This is a genomic window from Kitasatospora sp. NPDC004531 (assembly GCF_053602195.1).
This window is the reverse complement of sequence record NZ_JBSGDD010000002.1, coordinates 23123-43311: the sequence shown is the minus strand read 5'-3', so window position 1 is coordinate 43311 and position 20189 is coordinate 23123. Positions and strand designations below refer to the sequence as shown.

Annotated in this window: 14 protein-coding genes; 5 read left to right on the top strand and 9 right to left on the bottom strand. The window is 70.9% G+C overall.

The annotated features are described in order from the left end of the window. Positions 1 to 12: 12 nt before the first annotated feature. The gene (locus tag ACWEMJ_RS01450) at positions 13 to 648 is read right to left on the bottom strand and encodes a mycothiol-dependent nitroreductase Rv2466c family protein (protein ID WP_452134879.1); all 636 of its coding nucleotides are present in this window, start codon (positions 646 to 648) and stop codon (positions 13 to 15) included. A 188-nt stretch (positions 649 to 836) separates the two neighbouring features. Here ACWEMJ_RS01450 and pepN point away from each other — a divergent pair, with 188 nt between their 5' ends. Beyond that, positions 837 to 3404 carry an aminopeptidase N gene (pepN, locus tag ACWEMJ_RS01445; protein WP_452134878.1) on the top strand — a complete coding sequence of 856 codons (2568 nt, stop codon included), beginning with the start codon at positions 837 to 839 and terminating at the stop codon, positions 3402 to 3404. An 85-nt stretch (positions 3405 to 3489) separates the two neighbouring features. Here the strand turns inward: pepN and ACWEMJ_RS01440 are convergent, their stop codons facing one another. From ACWEMJ_RS01440 to acnA, 5 genes are all read right to left on the bottom strand, one after another. Next, positions 3490 to 4443 carry a carbohydrate ABC transporter permease gene (locus ACWEMJ_RS01440; RefSeq protein ID WP_452134877.1) on the bottom strand — a complete coding sequence of 318 codons (954 nt, stop codon included), beginning with the start codon at positions 4441 to 4443 and terminating at the stop codon, positions 3490 to 3492. A 10-nt stretch (positions 4444 to 4453) separates the two neighbouring features. Further along, entirely contained in the window at positions 4454 to 5386 is a 933-nt protein-coding gene (locus ACWEMJ_RS01435; RefSeq protein ID WP_452134876.1) for a carbohydrate ABC transporter permease, read from the bottom strand. Between the two features lie 128 nt (positions 5387 to 5514). After that, on the bottom strand, positions 5515 to 6909 hold the full coding sequence (gene ngcE / locus ACWEMJ_RS01430) for an N-acetylglucosamine/diacetylchitobiose ABC transporter substrate-binding protein (RefSeq protein WP_452134875.1): 1395 nt from the start codon (positions 6907 to 6909) through the stop codon (positions 5515 to 5517). A 373-nt stretch (positions 6910 to 7282) separates the two neighbouring features. Beyond that, positions 7283 to 8596, bottom strand: coding sequence for a glycoside hydrolase family 18 protein (locus ACWEMJ_RS01425; RefSeq protein ID WP_452134874.1), 1314 nt, complete (start codon positions 8594 to 8596; stop codon positions 7283 to 7285). A gap of 171 nt (positions 8597 to 8767) precedes the next feature. Further along, positions 8768 to 11413: an aconitate hydratase AcnA gene (gene acnA / locus ACWEMJ_RS01420; RefSeq protein ID WP_452134873.1), complete on the bottom strand. Its 2646-nt coding sequence runs from the start codon at positions 11411 to 11413 to the stop codon at positions 8768 to 8770. A 317-nt stretch (positions 11414 to 11730) separates the two neighbouring features. On the opposite strand from acnA, the gene ACWEMJ_RS01415 reads away from it, so the two are divergent. The 4 genes from ACWEMJ_RS01415 (at position 11731) to ACWEMJ_RS01400 (ending at position 14588) form a co-directional block, all read left to right on the top strand. Further along, the gene (locus ACWEMJ_RS01415) at positions 11731 to 12249 is read left to right on the top strand and encodes a SigE family RNA polymerase sigma factor (protein WP_452134872.1); all 519 of its coding nucleotides are present in this window, start codon (positions 11731 to 11733) and stop codon (positions 12247 to 12249) included. Further along, on the top strand, positions 12246 to 13364 hold the full coding sequence (locus tag ACWEMJ_RS01410) for a hypothetical protein (protein WP_452134871.1): 1119 nt from the start codon (positions 12246 to 12248) through the stop codon (positions 13362 to 13364). The genes ACWEMJ_RS01415 and ACWEMJ_RS01410 overlap by 4 nt, the downstream gene beginning before the upstream one ends. Before the next feature lie 76 nt (positions 13365 to 13440). Next, positions 13441 to 13845 (top strand): type II toxin-antitoxin system VapC family toxin, encoded by a 405-nt coding sequence (locus tag ACWEMJ_RS01405; RefSeq protein ID WP_452134870.1) that lies wholly within the window; start codon positions 13441 to 13443, stop codon positions 13843 to 13845. Between the two features lie 194 nt (positions 13846 to 14039). Continuing rightward, the gene (locus ACWEMJ_RS01400; RefSeq protein WP_452134869.1) at positions 14040 to 14588 is read left to right on the top strand and encodes a superoxide dismutase family protein; all 549 of its coding nucleotides are present in this window, start codon (positions 14040 to 14042) and stop codon (positions 14586 to 14588) included. A 21-nt stretch (positions 14589 to 14609) separates the two neighbouring features. Here the strand turns inward: ACWEMJ_RS01400 and argF are convergent, their stop codons facing one another. The 3 genes from argF to ACWEMJ_RS01385 form a co-directional block, all read right to left on the bottom strand. Beyond that, positions 14610 to 15611, bottom strand: coding sequence for an ornithine carbamoyltransferase (gene argF / locus ACWEMJ_RS01395; protein WP_452134868.1), 1002 nt, complete (start codon positions 15609 to 15611; stop codon positions 14610 to 14612). A gap of 151 nt (positions 15612 to 15762) precedes the next feature. Continuing rightward, positions 15763 to 18381: a polynucleotide kinase-phosphatase gene (locus ACWEMJ_RS01390; RefSeq protein ID WP_452134867.1), complete on the bottom strand. Its 2619-nt coding sequence runs from the start codon at positions 18379 to 18381 to the stop codon at positions 15763 to 15765. Then, positions 18378 to 20102, bottom strand: a complete 1725-nt coding sequence (locus ACWEMJ_RS01385) for a 3' terminal RNA ribose 2'-O-methyltransferase Hen1 (RefSeq protein ID WP_452134866.1) — start codon at positions 20100 to 20102, stop codon at positions 18378 to 18380. Before ACWEMJ_RS01385 ends, ACWEMJ_RS01390 begins: the two co-directional genes overlap by 4 nt. Positions 20103 to 20189 lie beyond the last annotated feature (87 nt).

The following is a 20189-nucleotide window of genomic DNA, read 5'->3' as shown; positions in this document are numbered from 1 at the left end:
TGCCGGACGGGGCTACTCGAACGAGGGCCCGGCCGTGCGGGTGCGCTTGATCTCGTAGAAGCCCGGCGTCGAGGCGACCAGCAGCGTGCCGTCCCACAGTCGGGCGGCCGCCTCGCCGCGCGGCGTCGGGGTGACGACGGGGCCGAAGAAGGCGACCCGCTCGCCGTCGGCGCCCTCCACGGCGATCACCGGGGTGCCGACGTCCTCGCCGACCAGGCCGATGCCCTCGGCGTGCGAGGCGCGCAGCTTCTCGTCGTACGCGTCGGTGCCGGCCGCGTCCGCGAGCTCGGCGGGCAGGCCGGCCGCGGTGAGGGCGGCGACCACGGTCTCCCGGGTGTTGGGCAGGCCCTGGTTGTGGAAGCGCAGGCCGAGCTCGGTGTAGAGCCGGCCGAGCACCTCCTCGCCGTGCTGCTCGGCGGCGGCGATCAGCACCCGGACCGGGCCCCAGCCGGCCGCCAGCAGGTCGCGGTACTGCTCGGGCAGGTCGTCCCGCTTCTCGTTCAGGACGGACAGGCTCATCACGTGCCAGCGGACGTCCACCGGGCGGAGCTTCTCGACCTCCAGCATCCAGCGGGAGGTCATCCAGGCCCAGGGGCAGATCGGGTCGAACCAGAAGTCGGCGGTCTTGCGGCTGTCTGCGGTGCTCACGGGCGACGCCCTCCGTTGTCGACGGTCGAGAGGTGCGGGGTTTCCCCCCTCGGAGCTGCAACCCGGAGGTGTCCGTGATGATTCCTCACCCAGTGCAATGGCACAGCTGGAGGGGCGTGAAAGGATGCCCCCGACGGAGTGCCATGAACACTCCGAAAGCCGTGTGTTCCGTACAGAGGAGTACCGCCGTGCCGGGCAAGAACCTGAGCCGTGAGGAGGCCCGCGATCGGGCCGGGATGATCCGGGTGGAGAGCTACCGCGTCCACCTGGACGTGAGTGCGGCGGCCGACCCCGGCCGGCCCACCTTCCGTTCCACCACCCGGATTTCGTTCGACTGCACCTCCCCGGGCGCGTCGAGCTTCGCCGACCTGCTGGCCCCCGAGGTGGTCTCCGTCGAGCTGAACGGGCGCCCGCTGGACCCGGCCGAGGTGTTCGACGGCACCCGGGTCGCACTGCCGGAACTCGCCGCGCGCAACGAGCTGACGGTGGTCGCCGAGTGCGCGTACAGCCGCACCGGCGAGGGCCTGCACCGCTTCGTCGACCCGGCCGACGGCGAGACCTACCTGTACACCCACTACGAACCGGCCGACGCCCGCCGGGTGTTCGCCGACTTCGAGCAGCCCGACCTGAAGGCCCCGTTCCACTTCACGGTGACCGCCCCGGCCGCCTGGGACGTGTACGCCAACGCGGTGCACGAGACGATCACCGACGAAGGCGCCACCCGCACCTGGGAGTTCGCGCCGACCCGGCCGATCTCCACCTACCTGACCGCCGTGGTGGCCGGCCCCTACCACGTGGTGCGCGACCACTACTCCCGCGAACTGCCCGACGGCACCGTGCTGGAGATCCCGCTCGCCGCCACCTGCCGCCGCTCGCTGGCCCCGTACTTCGACGCCGACGAGATCCTCACCGTCACCAAGCAGGGCCTGGACTTCTTCCACCAGGAGTTCGACTACCCGTACCCGTTCGGCAAGTACGACCAGTGCTTCGTCCCCGAGTACAACATCGGCGCGATGGAGAACCCCGGCTGCGTCACCTTCCGCGAGGAGTTCATCTACCGCTCGAAGGTCACCGAGGCCGCCTACGAGAGCCGCGCCAACGTCGTCCTGCACGAGATGGCGCACATGTGGTTCGGCGACCTGGTCACCATGAAGTGGTGGGACGACCTGTGGCTGAAGGAGTCGTTCGCCGACTTCATGGGCTCCTTCGCGCAGATCGAGGCCACCAAGTACCGCTCCGCCTGGATCACCTTCGCCAACCGCCGCAAGGCCTGGGCGTACCGGCAGGACCAGTTCCCCACCACCCACCCGATCACCGCGGACATCCGCGACCTGGAGGACGCCAAGCTCAACTTCGACGGCATCACCTACGCCAAGGGCGCCTCCGTCCTCAAGCAGCTGGTGGCGTACGTCGGTAGGGACGCGTTCTTCGAGGGCGCCCGCCGCTACTTCAAGCAGCACGCCTACGGCAACACCGTCCTCGGCGACCTGCTGGACGCCCTGGAGGAGACCAGCGGCCGCGACCTGCGCAGCTGGTCCGCCGCCTGGCTGCAGACCTCCGGCGTCAACACCCTGACCCCCGAGGTCGCTTCGGACGCCGAGGGCCGGATCACCGAGCTGGCGATCCTCCAGGACGGCGACGTGCTGCGCCCGCACCGGATCGCGGTCGGCCTGTACGACCGGGCCGAGGACGGCGCGCTGGTCCGCACCGACCGCTTCGAGCTGGACGTCACCGGCGCCCGCACCGTCGTCGCCGAGGCGGCCGGCCGTGCGCTGCCCGCGCTGGTGCTGCTCAACGACGACGACCTGACGTACTGCAAGGTCCGCTTCGACGAGCGCTCGCTGGAGACCCTGCGCACCGGCCTCGGCGACCTCGCCGGCGAGCGCGGCCTGGCCCGCGCGCTGGCCTGGTCCGCGCTGTGGAACCTGACCCGGGACGGGCTGATGCCCACCCGCGACTACCTCGACCTGGTGCAGCGCTTCGCCGGCCGGGAGTCCGACATCGGCGTGCTGCAGTCGCTGCACCAGCAGGCCGGCACCGCGCTGGAGGTGTACGCCGACCCGGCCCGCCGCGCCGAGTACGGCTCCGCGCTGGCCGAGGTCGCGCTGCGTGAGCTCACCCGGGCCGTCCCCGGCAGCGACCACCAGCTCGCCTGGGCCCGCTTCCTGGCCGACACCGCCGAGCACGCCGAGCACCTGCGGCTGCTGCGCGGCCTGCTGGAGGGCACCGAGCGGATCGACGGCCTGACGGTCGACCAGGAACTGCGCTGGAACTTCTGGCTGACCCTCGCCGCGGGCGGCGCGGCCACCGCCGAGGAGCTGTCCGCCGAACTGGCCCGCGACAACACCGCCAGCGGCCGCCGCCAGCACACCGAGTGCCTGGCCGCGCTGCCCACCGCGGACGCGAAGGCCGCCGCCTGGGCCGCGGTGGTCGACTCCGACGAACTGCCCAACGCGCTGGTCGAGGCGCAGATCGCCGGCTTCGACCGGGCCGCGCAGCGCGCGCTCACCGCTCCCTACCGCGAGCCGTACTTCGCGATGCTGGAGTCGATCTGGGCGGACCGCTCGATCGAGATCGCGATGCGGATCGTCGGCGGCTTCTTCCCGCGCTACCAGACCACGCCGGAGACCCTGGAGGCCACCGACGCCTGGCTGGCGGCCCACCAGGACGCCGCCCCGGCGCTGCGCCGCCTGGTGCTGGAGTGCCGCGACGACCTGGCCCGCGCGCTGCGCGCCCAGGCCCGCGACGCCGAGTAGCGGAGACCGCCGCACAGCGGAAAAACCGAGTGGGGCAACTCCCGCCTCTGGAACGGGAGTTGCCCCACGAATCGGAGCGCCGCGGCTACTTCAGCGTGGCGGAGGTCAGGCCCGCCTGGACCTGGCGCTGGAAGGACAGGTACACCACCAGCACCGGCAGCATCGCGATCGTCATACCGGCGAACAGGCCGGGGAAGTCGCTGGCGTAGCCGGACTGCTGGGCCAGGTTCATCAGGCCCTGGGCGAGCATCGAGTGGTCCGGGTCGTTGCCGCTCTGCTGCTGCATCAGGGTCAGCGGCAGCAGGTACTGGTTCCACTGGCCGAGCACGTTGAAGATGAACACGCTGATCAGGCCGGACTTCGCCATCGGCACCATGACCTGGAAGAACGCCCGGCTGTGCGAGCAGCCGTCGATCATCGCGGCCTCGTGGACGGCGCTGGGCAGCGAGCGGAAGAACGAGTACAGGAAGAACACGGTGAACGGCAGCGAGTAGGCCGTGTACACCAGGATCAGGCCGAGGTACTGGTTCAGGCCCAGCCACGGGATCACGTCGCCGAGGTTCTTCACCATGAAGAACAGCGGGACCAGCGCCAGGTACACCGGGAACATCGCGCCGGCGACGAAGAAGTAGTAGATGACCCGGTTGCCGCGGAACTCGTACCGGGCCAGCACGTAGGCCGCCATCGCGCCGAGCAGCATGGTCAGCGTGAGCGAACCCGCCAGCACGATCAGGGTGTTGACGAAGAAGTCGCCGATGCCCTTGTCCCAGGCGCGGGTGAAGGCGTCGAAGCTCCAGTGCGACGGCCAGCTCCAGGCGCTGCTGCCGATCTCGGTGTTGTTCTTGAACGAGCCGAGGACGATCCAGACCAGCGGGCCGATGATCAGCACGGCCCACAGGGCGAGGAAGCCGTGCGAGAAGACGTTGAGGACTCCCCCGCCGTCCGCGAAGCGCTGTTCCTGGGTGGGCTTGCGGGACTTGTCGTTCCCGCCGCCCCGCTGAGCCGGGATGCCGGTGGTCGCGTCGGTGTTGGTACTCATGCCGGGAACCTCAGAACTCGATCTTCTCGCGCCGGGTGACCCGGAGCGAGACGACGGACAGGACCATGGTGATGAAGAAGATCACCACACCCATGGCACAGGCGTAGCCGGCCTTGCCGAAGGTGATGAAGTTGCGCATCAGCAAGGTCGCCATGATCTCGCTGTGGTGGTCCGGGCCACCGCCGTAGTACGCGCCGGGCGTCATGGTGGAGACCAGGGCGAAGGCGTCCATCGCGGCGATCGCCAGGTAGACCCAGGCGGTCTGGATGGTCTCCCAGAGCAGCGGCAGCGTGATCTTGAAGAAGGTGGTGCTGCGCTTGGCGCCGTCCAGCAGGGCGGCCTCGTAGATGTCCTTCGGGATGCTCTGCATGGCGGCCGAGAACAGCACCAGGTAGAAGCCGACGCCGGACCAGATCAGCACGCCCATGACGCACCACAGGCCGAAGTCGGGGTCGGCGAGCCACTGCCAGGGGTGCGCCGGGTCGACGATCCCGAGCTTGGACAGGACGCCGTTCAGCAGACCGCCCTCGTCGGTCCGGTAGACGCCCTGGAAGAGCACGGACAGGATCGCGACCGACAGCACCTGCGGGAAGAAGAAGACCACCTTGTAGAAGGCGGAGCCCCGCACGCCCTGCACGCCGCCCGTCCCGCCCTTGCCGCCCACGTTGAGCATGAAGGCGAAGAACAGCGCCAGCAGGATGGTGACCAGCGGCAGCACGATCAGCAGCAGCAGGTTGTGCCGCAACGCGCCGAGGAAGACGCTGTCCTGGAAGAGCTTGGTGTAGTTGTCCAGCCCGATGAAGTTCATCTCCGGCGAGGCGCCGGACCAGTCCGTCAGCGAGTAGCCGAAGGTCTGCAGGTAGGGCCAGATGACCAGGGCGATGTACAGCACGACGGGAACGACGAGGAACCCGAAGATGAAGGGGTATTTACGGTGACGCATGCGAGCTGCTCCTGTCCGCCGACAGCCTGTGGTCAGACAGGCTCGGAAAAGCGGTTATCGCGTGGAACGGCCGGGGTCCGCGAGCGGGCCCCGGCCTTTCGGTGACAAGCCGTCGGCCTGCTGGTGGGTCAGACCTTCTTGGAGGTCGCGGCCTTGCCGCGGGCCACCCACTCCTGCGGAGTGATGCGCTTGTTGACCAGCTCGTTGGTGGCGTTCTGCAGCTCGGTGTCGAACGGGGTCTGCAGGTCCGGGTAGGTGAAGTTGAACGTCCCGTTGCCGGCCGCGTTGACGGCGGCAGCGGACGACTTGGTACCCGGCTTGAGCTGCACCTCGGGGCCGATGCCGTCCTTGAGGACGGTGAGGGAGTTGGCGACGGCGGCGAACTTGCCGGAGCCCTCCTTCGTCAGCATCATGCGCAGGAACTCCAGGCCGCCGTTCTTGTTCTTGCCCTTGCTCGGCACGATGAACGGCTCGCCGGCGCCGGCCCGGACCGCGGTGGCGGGCAGCTTGTCGCCCGGCAGCGACGGGATCGGCAGGAAGGCCATGTCGAAGTCGGCCGGGGTGGAGGCCAGCATCTCGTTCTCCAGCCAGGAGCCGGACGGGATGAAGGCGGCCTTGCCCTGGCACCAGGCGGTCTGCGACTCGGTGTGGGTCATGCCGTTGGTGCCCGGGAGCAGGTAGTCGTTCTCCATGATCTTGTAGAACGCGGAGACACCGGCGAGCACGGCCGGGTCGTCCCAGGCCGAGGCCTCACAGGCGTTGATCTTCTTGATCAGCTCGGCGCCGCCCTGCTTGCCGATCAGGTCGAGGATCACGTAGTTCGCGTAGTAGGGGTACTTGCCCTGGTGCGCGAACGGGGAGATGCCGGCGGCCTTGATGGTGCCGCAGAGGGTGATGAACTCGTCCCAGGTCTTGGGCGCGGTCCAGCCCTTCTCCTTGAACAGCTTGGCCGAGTACCAGAGGCCGTACACGGTGTACACGTAGTTCAGCGAGTACATCTTGTCGCCGATGGTGCCCTGCTCGATGGTGCCCGGCAGCAGGACGTCCCGGATCTTCTTGGACGGGTCGTCCAGGTACGGGGCGTCCAGCAGCGCCGTCAGGTCGGTGAGCTGGCCGGCGCTGGCCAGGACGTCGATCTTCATCTGCTGGGCGCCGGAGTTGTCGATGACGTCCGGCGGGTTGCCCGCGTTGAAGCGCGGCTGGAGCTTGCCGCTGATCTCCTGGGTGCCCAGGTGCGAGATGTTCGCGCCCGAGTAGGTCTTCTTGTACATCTCCTCGAAGGCCTTGGCGTAGTCGTCGCCGTAGCCGCCCTTGAAGATCACCACGTCCAGCGGGTCACTGGCCTTGACCCCGAACGGGTTCTTGCTGTCGCCCCCGACCGCCGGAGCTCCCGACTTGTTGTCGCTGCTGCCGGTACCGCCGGCGCAGGCCGCGAGCAGCGAGCTGCTGCCGGCCGCCAGGACGGTGATCGCGGCCGCGCGCTTGAACAGGTCGCGGCGGTTGTACTCAGTTGCAGAGCCCATGCGTGCCCTAACCCCTCAGTTCCAGAGAATGTGAGCCCGAGTTGACGTCACGTCAACTCCCTTGGCCCGGAAGGTGCCCAGCGGCGAAGTTGCCGGTCAGAGGCGGTGTGATGATGCGCAAAGGTATAGTCCACTGTTCATCTGACAGCAATAGGCCGCCGGTCTGATAACAAACCTGACAGTCAAAGCGTTGTCGGCGGTGCAGCATGTGCAATGTGCAGGGACCCTGCTCATTACATGTCCGCGCCAGCCGTGATCGCGAATCTAGCGCGATCATGTTCACTTGAACATAGAAATGCGCAGCTCCGCGCATCACGGTTCGAAAACTGTGACGGCGGAGCTGCGCGCAGTGAACCCTGACGAGCCCTCAGTTTCAGTCGTCGCGAAGGCCCTTGTCCAGCGCGGCGATCATGGTCCCCCGGGCGTCGTCGCCGTCCAGCGACCAGACCATCACGCCCGCGAGGTCGTTCTCCCGCACGTAACGGGCCTTGGCGGTGGCCCGCTCCGGGGTGTCGTACGTCCAGAAGTCGGTGCCGTCGTACTTCCAACTGGCCCCGTGCGCCCGGTCGTTGTAGACCTTGCCGGGCAGCTCCGCGATCTGCTTGTAGGACAGCGTGCCGCCCCGGGCCAGGCCGGTGGCCGACTGGTACAGGCCGTTGCCGCGCGGGCCGGCCGGCACGCCGGTCCAGCCGAAGCCGTAGAACGGGACGCCCACCACGGCCTTCTTCGACGGCAGGCCGCGGTCCGTGTAGGTGCCGACCAGCCGGTCCACGCTCAGCTGCAGGCCGGTGGGGTCGTTCGGGTCGGAGTACAGGTTGGACTCGTGGTTGGTCGGGCCCTTGGTCTCCCACGGGCCGTGCAGCTCGTAGGCCATCAGGTTCAGCCAGTCCACCGGCTCGGCGACCTTGTCGATCTCGAACTTGTCGATCGCCGACTGGCCGGCCGGCACCGCGGCGGTGAGCAGGTAGTGCGGGCCCTTGCGGCCCGACAGCGCGTCCAGCTGGGTGCGGAACTCCTGCATCAGCAGGGTGAAGTTCCGCCCGTCCTCGGGGCGCACCACGTTGCCCTCGTCGCCCGGGCTGCCCGGGTACTCCCAGTCGATGTCGATGCCGTCGAACACGCCGGCGCCCGCGCCCGCGCCGCCCTCGGCGGAGCCCAGCTGCGGCAGGTCGCCCTTGAGGTACAGGTCGATGCAGGAGGAGACGAACTTCTTCCGGGAGGCGTCGGTGAGCGCCGCGTCCGAGAAGTGCTTGGACCAGCTCCAGCCGCCCAGCGAGATCACCACCCGCAGCTGCGGGTTCTTCGCCTTCAGCTTGCGCAGCTGGTTGAAGTTGCCCTTGAGCGCCTGGTCGGGGGCGTCGGCCACGCCGTCCACCGACTCCTCGGCGCCCACCGGCCGCTGGTAGTCGGCCCAGGCGTCGCCCACCCCGGCCTGGTTCGCCTCGAAGCAGGTGCCGTCGGCGGAGACGTTGCCGAAGGCGTAGTTGATCACGGTGAGCCGGCCGGCCTGGCCGCTGTCCTGGACCTTCTTGGCGGAGAACCCGCTGTAGATGCCCCACTGGGTGAAGTAGCCGACCCGCTGACCGTTCAGGTGCCGGCCCTTCTCCTGGGCCTGCGCGGTGGCCGGGGAGACGAGCAGCGCGCCGATGGTCGCGGCGGCCAGGAGAGCCGAGGTGCGTCTGGTCATGGCGTGGACCTCTCCGTCCGATTCAGCGTGGAATTGGTATGGACCATGTGCTGATGGAGAGGTCTAGTCCTGCGAGGCGGCTTCCCACAAGGGGTTGGCCGGATCCGCCCCAAGAAATGGCAAAGAGCCGCACCTCCCCTCGCGGGGCGGTGCGGCTCTTCAGACCTGCGATCAGCCGATCAGGCTGCGCAGCACGTACTGCAGGATGCCGCCGTTGCGGTAGTAGTCCGCCTCACCGGGGGTGTCGATGCGCACCACCGCGTCGAACTCGACAGCACCGGCCTTGACCTTGACGGTCTTCGGGGTGCGGCCCTCGTTCAGCTCGGTGACACCGGTGATCTCGAAGGTCTCCTCGCCGGTCAGGCCCAGCGAGTCGGCGTTCTGGCCGGCCGGGAACTGCAGCGGCAGGACGCCCATGCCGATCAGGTTGGAGCGGTGGATGCGCTCGTAGGACTCGGCGATGACGGCCTTGACGCCGAGCAGCGCGGTGCCCTTGGCCGCCCAGTCGCGGGACGAGCCGGAGCCGTACTCCTTGCCGGCCAGGACCACCAGCGGGATGCCCGCGGCCTGGTAGTTCTGCGAGGCGTCGTAGATGAACGACACCGGCGCGTCGGCCTGGGTGAAGTCGCGGGTGTAGCCGCCCTCGGTGCCCGGCGCGATCTGGTTGCGCAGGCGGATGTTGGCGAAGGTGCCGCGGATCATGACCTCGTGGTTGCCACGGCGCGAGCCGTAGGAGTTGAAGTCACGCTTCTCCACACCGTGTTCGGTGAGGTACTGCGCCGCCGGGGTGCCCGGCTTGATGTTGCCGGCCGGGGAGATGTGGTCGGTGGTGACCGAGTCGCCCAGCTTGGCCAGCACGCGGGCGCCGGCGATGTCGGTCACCGGGCTCGGGGTCTTGGCCATGCCCTCGAAGTACGGGGGCTTGCGGACGTAGGTGGACTCGGCGTCCCACTCGAAGGTGTTGCCGGTCGGGACCGGGAGCGACTGCCAGCGGTGGTCGCCGGCGAAGACGTCCTGGTAGCCCTTGTCGAACATGGCCTCGTCGATGGAGCCGGCGACCGCGTTGGCGACCTCCTGCTCGGACGGCCAGATGTCGGCGAGGAAGACGTCGTTGCCGTCGGCGTCCTGGCCCAGGGCGTCCTTGGTCAGGTCGATGTTCATGTTGCCGGCGAGGGCGTAGGCGACCACCAGCGGCGGGGACGCCAGGTAGTTCATCTTGACGTCCGGGTTGATCCGGCCCTCGAAGTTGCGGTTGCCGGACAGCACCGAGACGACCGCCAGGTCGGCCTCGTTCACCGCGGCGGAGACCTCCTCGGGCAGCGGGCCCGAGTTGCCGATGCAGGTGACGCAGCCGTAGCCGACCAGGTTGAAGCCCAGCTTCTCCATGTACGGGAGCAGGCCGGCCTTCTCGTAGTAGTCCATGACGACCTTGGAGCCCGGCGCCAGGGTGGTCTTGACCCAGGGCTTGACGCGCAGGCCCTTCTCCACGGCCTTCTTCGCCAGCAGGGCGGCGCCCAGCATGACGGAGGGGTTGGAGGTGTTGGTGCAGGAGGTGATCGAGGCGATCACGACCGCGCCGTTGTCGATCTCGTAGGACGAGCCGTCGGCGGCGGCCACCGCGGTCGGCTTCGAGGCCTCGGCGGAGTAGGTCGGCAGCGCCTCGGCGAACTTCTCGGCGGCCTCGGCGAGGACCACGCGGTCCTGCGGGCGCTTCGGGCCGGAGATCGACGGGACGACGGTGGAGACGTCCAGCTCCAGGTACTCGGAGTAGACCGGCTCGACCGACGGGTCGTGCCAGAGGCCCTGCTCCTTGGCGTACGCCTCGACCAGGGCGAGCTGCTGCTCGTCACGGCCGGTGAGCTTCAGGTAGTTGATGGTCTCGGCGTCGATCGGGAAGATCGCACAGGTCGAGCCGAACTCCGGCGACATGTTGCCGATGGTGGCGCGGTTCGCCAGCGGGATCGAGGTGACGCCCTCGCCGTAGAACTCGACGAACTTGCCGACCACACCGTGCTTGCGCAGCATCTCGGTGATGGTGAGCACCAGGTCGGTGGCGGTGGTGCCGGCCGGCAGCTGGCCGTTCAGCTTGAAGCCGACCACGCGCGGGATCAGCATCGAGACCGGCTGGCCGAGCATCGCGGCCTCGGCCTCGATGCCGCCGACGCCCCAGCCCAGCACGCCCAGGCCGTTGACCATGGTGGTGTGCGAGTCGGTGCCGACGCAGGTGTCCGGGTACGCCTGGCCGTTGCGGACCATGACGGTGCGGGCCAGGTGCTCGATGTTGACCTGGTGGACGATGCCGGTGCCGGGCGGGACGACCTTGAACTCGTCGAACGCGGTCTGGCCCCAGCGCAGGAACTGGTAGCGCTCCTTGTTGCGGCCGTACTCGATCTCGACGTTCTGGACGAAGGCGTCCGGGGTGCCGAACTTGTCGGCGATGACGGAGTGGTCGATGACCAGCTCGGCCGGCGCCAGCGGGTTGATCTTGGACGGGTCGCCGCCCAGCTCCTTCACGGCCTCGCGCATGGTGGCCAGGTCGACCACGCAGGGCACGCCGGTGAAGTCCTGCATGATCACGCGGGCCGGGGTGAACTGGATCTCCTCGGACGGCTCGGCCGTCGGGTCCCAGCCGCCCAGGGCGCGGATGTGGTCGGCGGTGATGTTGGCGCCGTCCTCGGTGCGGAGCAGGTTCTCCAGCAGGACCTTGAGGCTGTACGGCAGCCGCTCGGAACCCTCGACGGCGGAGAGCTTGAAGATCTCGTACGACTCGTCGCCCACCTGCAGCGAGCTGCGGGCGTCGAAGCTGTTCGCGGACACGACTGACTCCTTCTTGGTCCACCCGGTGATAAGGTAAGCCTTAGCTAACCTGACGGCCGCCGCTTACCGAGCCGATGATGGAAGGCCCGCCGAATGCGGGGCCTGCGCCTCTCGGCAAGTATCTTGACGTCAAGATAAAGTCTAACGCGGAATGTATCTCGATGTCGAGATAAACCATAGTGCATGGCTCCGTCCAAACTTCACCGGCACATCCTGTAACGCAACCGCAGCCCCGGCGCATCTGTCTTCTATGTACCGGGCGGCGCCCCATCCAGCTGGTGGGGCCGCCGGAACCCGGCACGTGACAAGGGGTGCGGATGGCGGTCGGGCGGCGACGGGCCGAGGAGCGACGCGAGTTCGAGGAGTTCGCGCACGCCTGCGGCACCGCACTGTTCCGCACCGCCCTGCTGCTGTGCGGCGACTGGCACCTCGCCGAGGACCTCACCCAGACCGCGCTCGCCCGCATCTACGCCTCCTGGGGACGCGTCCGGCAGGCCGACAGCCCCGTCGCCTACGCCCGCACCGTCCTGCTGCGCTGCTACCTCTCGCACCGCCGGCTGCGCCGCAGCAGCGAACTGCCCGGGCTCGACTTCCTGCCCGAACAGGCCGCCCCCGACACCGACCCCGCGCTGCGCGTCGCCCTGCTCGCCGCACTCGCCGAACTCCCGCCCAAGGACCGGGCCGTGCTGGTGCTGCGCTACTGGGAGGACCGCAGCGTCGAGGAGACCGCCGCCGAACTCCAGCTCGCCCCCGGCACCGTCCGGGTCCGCGCACTGCGCGCCCTCACCCGGCTGCGGCGCCAGCTCGCCCCGCACCTGGACACCCTCGTCCCATGACCGAGCCCGCGTCCCGCCCCCACCCCACCGCCCGCGCGGTCGGCCGACCGGCCGCCCGGCCCGCCACCGCCCGCAGCGGCGGACCACCAGAAAGCGAGAGAGCCCCGATGCCCGAGCAGGAGCTGAGCGATGTCTTCGAGCAGGCGGTCGGCGACGCCGTGCCCGACCTCGGCCTGCTCGTCGCCGGGGCCGCGGCCGAGGGGAACGCCATCCGGCTGCGGCGACGGGCCGCACTCGCCGGGACGGTCGCCGCGGTCGCCGCGCTGGCCGTCGGCGCCGGACTGCTGCTGCGCGCCCAACCGCCCGCGTCCGCCCTCTCCCCCGCCGCCGGGAGCTCGACGACGCCCGCCCCCTCGCCGAGCGCCACGCTGCCGAACCAGGTGCCGCTGACCGCCCAGGCCGTCGCGGCCAGGCTCGCCGAACTGCTCGGCCCCGACCGGGTCATCGACACCTGGAACGGCAGCTCTCCCCCGGAGAACGACGAGATGCGCACCGATGTCACCGCCTATGTGCGCGACCTCAAGACCGGGAGGACCGGCACCGTCCAGGTCCAGGTGACCATCCCCGGCAGCCAGCCGGAACCGCCGAACGAGACCTTCAACTGCGCCGCCACCCCCACCCAGAACTGCGAGGTCTTCGAGGGCACCCGCGGCGAGCAGGGGGTGCTCTTCGTCGGCGCGCGTGAGGACCGGCAGGTCAGCTACGCGTCGAAGCTCCGACGGGCCGGCGACGGTGTCTGGGTCGTCATCGTCGCCACCGGTATGGACGGGCGCGAACCGGTGGTCGAACCAGGGGTTCTCACCAAGTGGGCGCTCGATCCGGCGTGGCAGCCCTTCATCACCCCGGAGGAGGCCAGGAACGCCGAGCGGCGGCTGAAGGACCTCTCCGTCCGGGGCGGCCCGCCGACCGCGGTGCCCGGGCAGCCGTCCTCGATGTCCGGACAGCCGGGCGCGGGCCGGGCGGTCGAGACGCCGGCCTCGTGGACGGGGGCGGGGGTGGGCCCGGATACGGGCTCCGGTGCGGGCTCCGGCCCGGGCTCGTGGGCGGGGCTGGGTGTGGACGCGGGAGTGGGTGCGGGTACCGGCCCGGCGGTGCGCGGGGGGACCGGGCAGTAGCGATCCGCCTGCTGGGGACGGTGGTTCGGGCACCCCCGCGCCCCGGCGCGGCACGCGGTCGGGCTACCGTGGGCGGGTGATCGTGGTGGACGCTTCCGCAGTGGTGCTCTCGCTCGCCGACCAGGGCCCGCGAGGGGCCGCCGCCCGGGCCGCACTGGCCGCCGACCCCGACTGGGTCGCGCCCGAGCACGTGCTGGTCGAGGTGATGCAGTCGCTGCGCGGGCTCTACCTCGCCAAGCAGGTCACCGCCGAGCAGGCGGCCCAGATCGCCCTCCGGCTACCGGAGTTGACGATCCGCAAGGTGGAGGTCGCCCCGCTGCTCGGCCGGATCTGGGAACTCAAGGACAACCTGACCCCCGACGACGCCGCCTACGTCGCGGTCGCCGAACACTGCGGCGCGCCGCTGATCACCGCCGACCTGCGCCTGATGCGCGCCAGCGGGCCGCGCTGCGAGATCCGCGGCATCACGGGCGGCGACTGACGGGTGCCGGGCGGCGGGCCCGCCGGCGGGCGCCCTACGACGGGCCGCCGCTTCCGGTGCTGCGGGCGCGGGCGCGGCCGCGGCGTTCCCGTACGGGTGACTGCGGGCGGTGCTGCGGCACGGCGGCGTGCGCGGCGGGGTGACCGGCGGCCACGGTGGGCGGTGTTCCCTGACCCCCCGTCGGAAGGTCCGCGATGTCCCTGCCCTCCGCCGCCGGCGCACTGCTGGTGCCGCTCACCCTGCTGCCGATCGGCCCGTCCAGCGCCCCCGGGCCGGTCGGGGCGCCCGCCTCGGCCGTCCCCGACCAAGTGGTGGACGCCCAGTTCGACCGGGCCAACGGCATCGTCGCCGCCAAGGCGATCACCCACGCACCCGACCTGGTGCCGTACGGCGCGCAGGTACGGGTCACCGTCCACCGCGACGCGGGCCGCACGGTGGTCTCGGTGGAGCTCGCCGGCGTGGCCGGCCCGCACGAGTTCCCGGCCCACGTGCACACCGGCTACTGCGGCACCGACCCGGCGGCGTCCGGCCCGCACTACCAGCACGTGGCGGGCTCGACCGCCGAGGACAACGAGGTGCGGATGACGGTGCGCACCGACCCCGGCGGGTCCGGCGACGCCTCGGCGGCCGTCCCCTGGACGTTCCGGCCCGACGGCGCGCACTCCCTGGTGCTGCACGCCGGCCCCGACGCCGGCTCGCACGCCGCCGCCGACCGGGTGGGCTGTGTCGACGTCGACTTCTGATCTTCCGGCTCTGCGTCCCTCTCAGGAGCCGAGGGTCGCCACCATCACGGCCTTGATGGTGTGCAGGCGGTTCTCGGCCTGGTCGAAGACCACGGAGTGCGCCGACTCGAAGAGTTCGTCGGTGCACTCCAGCTCGGCCATGCCGGTGAGTTCGAACATCTGGCGGCCGATCTCGGTGCCGAGGTCGTGGTACGCGGGCAGGCAGTGCAGGAACTTGACCGCCGGGTTCCCGGTGGCGCGCACCGTGTCCATGGAGACCTGGTAGGGCTTCAGCAGCGCGATCCGCTCGGCCCACACCTCCTTGGGCTCGCCCATCGACACCCAGACGTCGGTGTACAGGAAGTCCGCCCCCGCCACGCCCGCCGCCACGTCCTCGGTCAGCGTGATCAGGGCGCCACTGGCCTCGGCCAGCGCGTGCGCCGCCTTCTGGACCTCCTCCGACGGCCACAGCTGCGCCGGGGCGACGATCCGGATGTCCATGCCCAGCAGCGCGCCGGTGACCAGCAGCGAATTGCCCATGTTGGAGCGGGCGTCACCGAGGTAGACCAGGGTGGTCTCGTTCAGCGGCTTGGTGGAGTGCTCCTGGATGGTGAGCACGTCGGCCAGCATCTGGGTCGGGTGCCACTCGTCGGTCAGACCGTTCCACACCGGCACGCCCGCGTGGGCGGCCAGCTCCTCGACGATCGCCTGGCCGTCGCCCCGGTACTCGATGCCGTCGAACATCCGCCCCAGCACCCGGGCGGTGTCCTTGACCGACTCCTTGTGCCCCATCTGCGACCCCGCCGGGTCCAGATAAGTGGTGGACGCCCCCTGATCGTGCGCCGCCACCTCGAACGCACAACGCGTCCGGGTGGAGGTCTTGGCGAAGATCAGCGCGATGTTCTTCCCCCGCAGCCGCGGCTGCTCCGTCCCGGCATACTTGGCCGCCTTCAGCTGCGCCGCGAGATCGACCAGGTGACGGAACTCCTGGGGAGTGAAGTCGGTCTCCTTGAGGAAGTGCCTGTTCCGGAGGTTGAACGCCATACCGGTCTCCTGGGTCGGTCAACGGACTGAGACAGGAAGTGTATACGAGTCGTCGAATAATCATGCAACAGCTTTGCGGTCCGTCCCGCTCCGGAGCCGAGCCCCGGCCCCGCGACCTCGGGCCACGGGGCTCGGGACGTGGGCCTCGGGGTCAGAGGCGGGGGTCGACCGGCTCGGACTCCAGGGCCAGGACGGCGAACACCGCCTCGTGCACCCGCCAGAGGGGCTCGCCGGCTGCCAGGCGGTCGAGGGCCTCCAGGCCGAGGGCGTACTCGCGCAGGGCGAGCGAGCGCTTGTGGCCGAGGGAGCGCTGGCGGAGTCGGTCCAGCTGCCGGGTGTAGTCCGGGCCGTAGATGATCCGCAGGTACTCGCGGCCGCGGACCTTCAGGCCGGGCTGGACCGGACGCCCGCCACTGGTGCGGTGCAGCGCCTCGACCGGCTTGACCACCAGGCCCTCGCCGCCCGCGCCGGTCAGCTCCTCCCACCAGGCGACGGCGGCGGCCACCGAGGACTCGTCCTCGGTGTCGACCAGCATCCGCCCGGTGCGGTGCAGCAGCGGGGCGGCGCCGTCGGCCTCCGCCGCGAGCCGCGTGTCGGCGGCCACCAGGCGGTCGATCAGGTCGAGGTGCTCGGTGTGCGGGCGCAGCGCCAGGTTGGCGCCCTCGGCGGCGAGCAGCTGGAACGGCGCCAGCCGGATGCCGTCGAGGCCCTCGGTCGGCCAGCAGTAGCGCCGGTACGCGTCGGTGAAGGCCAGCGCGTCGGCGGCGCGCTCCTGCTGCCGGCCGGTCAGCTCCGTCACGTCCAGCCCGCGCGCGGCGGCCTTGGCGAGGGCGTCCAGCGCGACGGGCAGGGCGGCGCCGGCGGCCGCGCCGACGGCGGCGTACTGGCGGCGCAGCAGCTCGACGGCCTTCAGCGACCAGGGCATCAGCTCGGCGTCCAACAGCAGCCAGCCGGTGTCGAGTTCGTCGAACAGGCCGGACTGCTCGGCGGCGGCCCGGAGCCGGTCGAGTATCGCGCCGGTGAGCTGCTCGTCGGACAGGAAGGCGCGGCCGGTCCTGGTCCAGATCGCGCCCGGGCCGGACAGGCCGAAGCGCTTGTCGAGTGCGGCCTCGTCCCGGGCGACCAGGACGACGGCGCGCGAGCCCATGTGCTTCTCCTCGCAGATCACCTGCCGCACCCCGTCGTGCCGGTAGGCGAGGAACGCCTCCTCCGGGTGTTCCAGGAAGCCTTCGCGGCGGGAGGTCGGCGAGGGCGCCATGGTCGGCGGCAGGTAGGCGAGCAGCCTGGGGTCGAGCGCGAAGCGGCTCATCACCTCCAGCGCGGCGGCGGCGTTCTCCTCCCGGACGGCGACGTTGCCGAGGGTGCCGGTCTCCACCACGCGGCGGCCGACCACGTCGGCGAGGTCCAGCGGACGGCCCTCCCGGCCGCCGGGCGCGTCGCCGCGCAGCGGGCGGACCGGCTCGTACCACTCCTGCTCGGCGGGCACGCCGACGATCTCCCGCTCCGGGTAGCGCAGCGCGGTGAGGTCGCCGCCGAAGACGCAGCCGGTGTCCAGGCAGATGGTGTTGTTGAGGAAGCTCGCCACCGGCACCGGGGTGTGGCCGTAGACCACCAGGGCGCGGCCCCGGTACTCCTCGGCCCACGGGTAGCGCACCGGCAGACCGTACTCGTCGGTCTCGCCGGTGGTGTCGCCGTACAGCGCGTGCGAGCGGACCCGGCCGGAGGCGCGGCCGTGGAACTTCTCGGGCAGGCCGGCGTGGCAGACCACCAGCGCGCCGCCGTCCAGCAGGTAGTGGCTGACCAGGCCGCGCATGAACGCCCGCACCTGGGCGCGGAACTCCTCGCTCTCGCCGGACAGCTGGTCGATGGTCTCCTGCAGGCCGTGCGAGACGGTGACCTTCCGGCCGTCCATCCAGCGGCCGAGCTTGTTCTCGTGGTTTCCGGGCACGCAGAGGGCGTGGCCGGCCGCGACCATGCCCATCACCAGGCGCAGCACGCCCGGGCTGTCGGGGCCGCGGTCGACCAGGTCGCCGACGAACACGGCGGTGCGGCCCTCGGGGTGCGCGGCGTCGACCGGACGGCCCTGTTCGTCGCGGGTGATCGCGTAGCCGAGCCGGCCGAGCAGGGTCTCCAGTTCGGAGCGGCAGCCGTGGATGTCGCCGACGATGTCGAACGGGCCGGTCAGGTGCCGCAGGTCGTTGTACCGCTTCTCCGGGACGATCTCGGCCCGCTCGATCTCCTCCACCCCGCGCAGCAGGTGCACCTTGCGGAAGCCCTCGCGCTCCAGGCCGCGCAACGAGCGCCGCAGGTCGCGCTGGTGGCGCTGGATCACGTGCGGCGGCATCTGCCGGTCCGGGCGGGCGCGGTTGCGTTCGGCGCACACCTCGCCGGGCACGTCGAGCACGATCGCGATCGGCAGCACGTGGTGCTCCCGGGCGAGGGCGATCAGCGCGCGGCGGGCGTCCTGCTGGACGTTGGTGGCGTCGACCACGGTGAGCCGCCCGGCCGCGAGCCGCTTGCCGACGATGTAGTGCAGCACGTCGAAGGCGTCGGCCGAGGCGGACTGGTCGTTCTCGTCGTCGGACACCAGCCCCCGGCAGTAGTCGGAGGAGACCACCTGGGTGGGCAGGAAGTGCTTCCTGGCGAAGGTGGACTTGCCGGAGCCGGTGCTGCCGATCAGCACCACCAGCGAGACATCGGTGACGGGGAGGCGTCGGCCGGCCGGGGCGCCGGCCCCGGGGGTCTCGGCACCGGAGATTTCGGTGGTCATCGGTTCGCGCTCCCTTCGAGGGCGGGGTCGGTCGACGGGGTGTCGGTGCTGGTGGCGGCGGGGGCGGCCTGTTCGGTGGTGGCGGCCGCGTCAGGGGCGGTCTGTTCGGTGGTGGCGGGCTCGGCGAGGCGGAAGTGGGCGAGCTGGGTGGGTGCGCCGACCTCGGGATCGAGCGGGCCGACCGGCTCGAACGCGACCGTGTAGCCGTAGCTGTCGGCCACCTGCTCCGCCCAGGCGGTGAACTCGGCGCGGCTCCACTCGAACCGGTGGTCGCCGTGCCGCAGGTGCCCGGCAGGCAGGCTCTCCCAGCGCACGTTGTACTCGGCGTTCGGCGTGGTGACCACGACCGCGGCGGGCCGGGCCGCGCCGAACACGGCGTACTCCAGCGCGGGCAGCCGGGGCAGGTCGAGGTGCTCGATGACCTCGCACAGCACCGCCGCGTCGTAGCCCTTCAGCCGGGCGTCGGTGTACGTCAGCGCGCCCTGGACGAACCGCACCCGGCTCGCCTGACGCTCCGACATCCGGTCCAGGTGCAACCGGCGGGCCGCGATCGTCAGCGCCCGGGAGGACACGTCCACCCCCAGCACCTCGCTCACCCGGGGCTCCTTGAGCAGCGCGCCCACCAACTCGCCCTGGCCGCAGCCCAGATCGAGCACCCGGGCGGCGCCGGTACGGGCCAGCGCGGCCAGGATCGCCGTGCGCCGCCGGGAGGCCAGCGACCCACCGCGCTCGGCGGCCGGCTCGGACGGGCCGACGGAATCCGGCCCCGGCCCCGGTCCCGGCTCCGGCCCCGAAGCGGTGCCCGGTGCCTCCGGCGGCGAAGTCGCCGCCTCCCCGGCCGAGCTGTCGGCGGTCGGGCCGGTAAGCGGGTCGGCGGTCGGGTCGATGGCGTCCACCTCCTCCGGGACGTCGGGAACGGCGTTGTCGAGCTCTTCGGCCTCGCGGTCGTCGGCCTCGGCGAGCCGCGCAAGGGCGAGGCGTTCCATCGCGCGCCGGGTCAGCGACCAGCGGCGGGACAGGTAGCGGCGGGCGATCAGGGCGCGTTCGGGGTGGTCGGCGAGCCAGCCCTGGCCGGCCGCCAACAGCTTGTCGACCTCGTCGGGCGCGACCCAGTAGTGCTTGGCGCCGTCCAGCACCGGCAGCAGCACGTACAGGTGCTGCAGGGCGTCGGCGAGCCGCAGCGTGCCGGTGAGTTCGAGCCGTACGTACCGGGAGTCGCCCCACTCGGGGAAGGCCTCGTCCAGCGGAACGGGTGTCGCCTGAACCTGCCAGCCCAGTGGGGCGAACAGCTGCTCCACCAGGGCCGGTCCGCCGCCGGCCACCGGGACGGCGGGCAGCTCGATCCGCAACGGCAGCGCGCGGCCGGGCAGTTCGGGGCGGATCGTGCACTCGCCCTTCATCGCGGACCGGAACACCGTGCGCAGCGCCACCGCGAGCAGCGAGGACGCGGCGTACGGCCGGTCGTTGACGTACTCGGCGAGCGCCAGGTCGGGCGAACCGGATCGGCCCTTGCCGCGGCCGTGGCGCAGCAGCGCCGCCGGGTCGATCTCCAGCAGCAGCGCGGCGGTGCACGCTTGCTCACCGGACTCGGGGTAGAAGACGTGCGCGGTGCCGTGCGCCGTGGCGAACCGCTGCACCTTGTCGGGGTGCTTGTGCAGCAGGAAGCCCAGGTCGGAGGCAGGGTTCTCGGCGGTGCCGGTGGTGGATATCGATACGAACACCCGGCCGAGTATGACTGTTGATCTTGTTCGGGGGCATCCGGTTTTGTCCGTCCGGTGAGCGTGTTGGTCAGGGCTTGCCCCGATTGG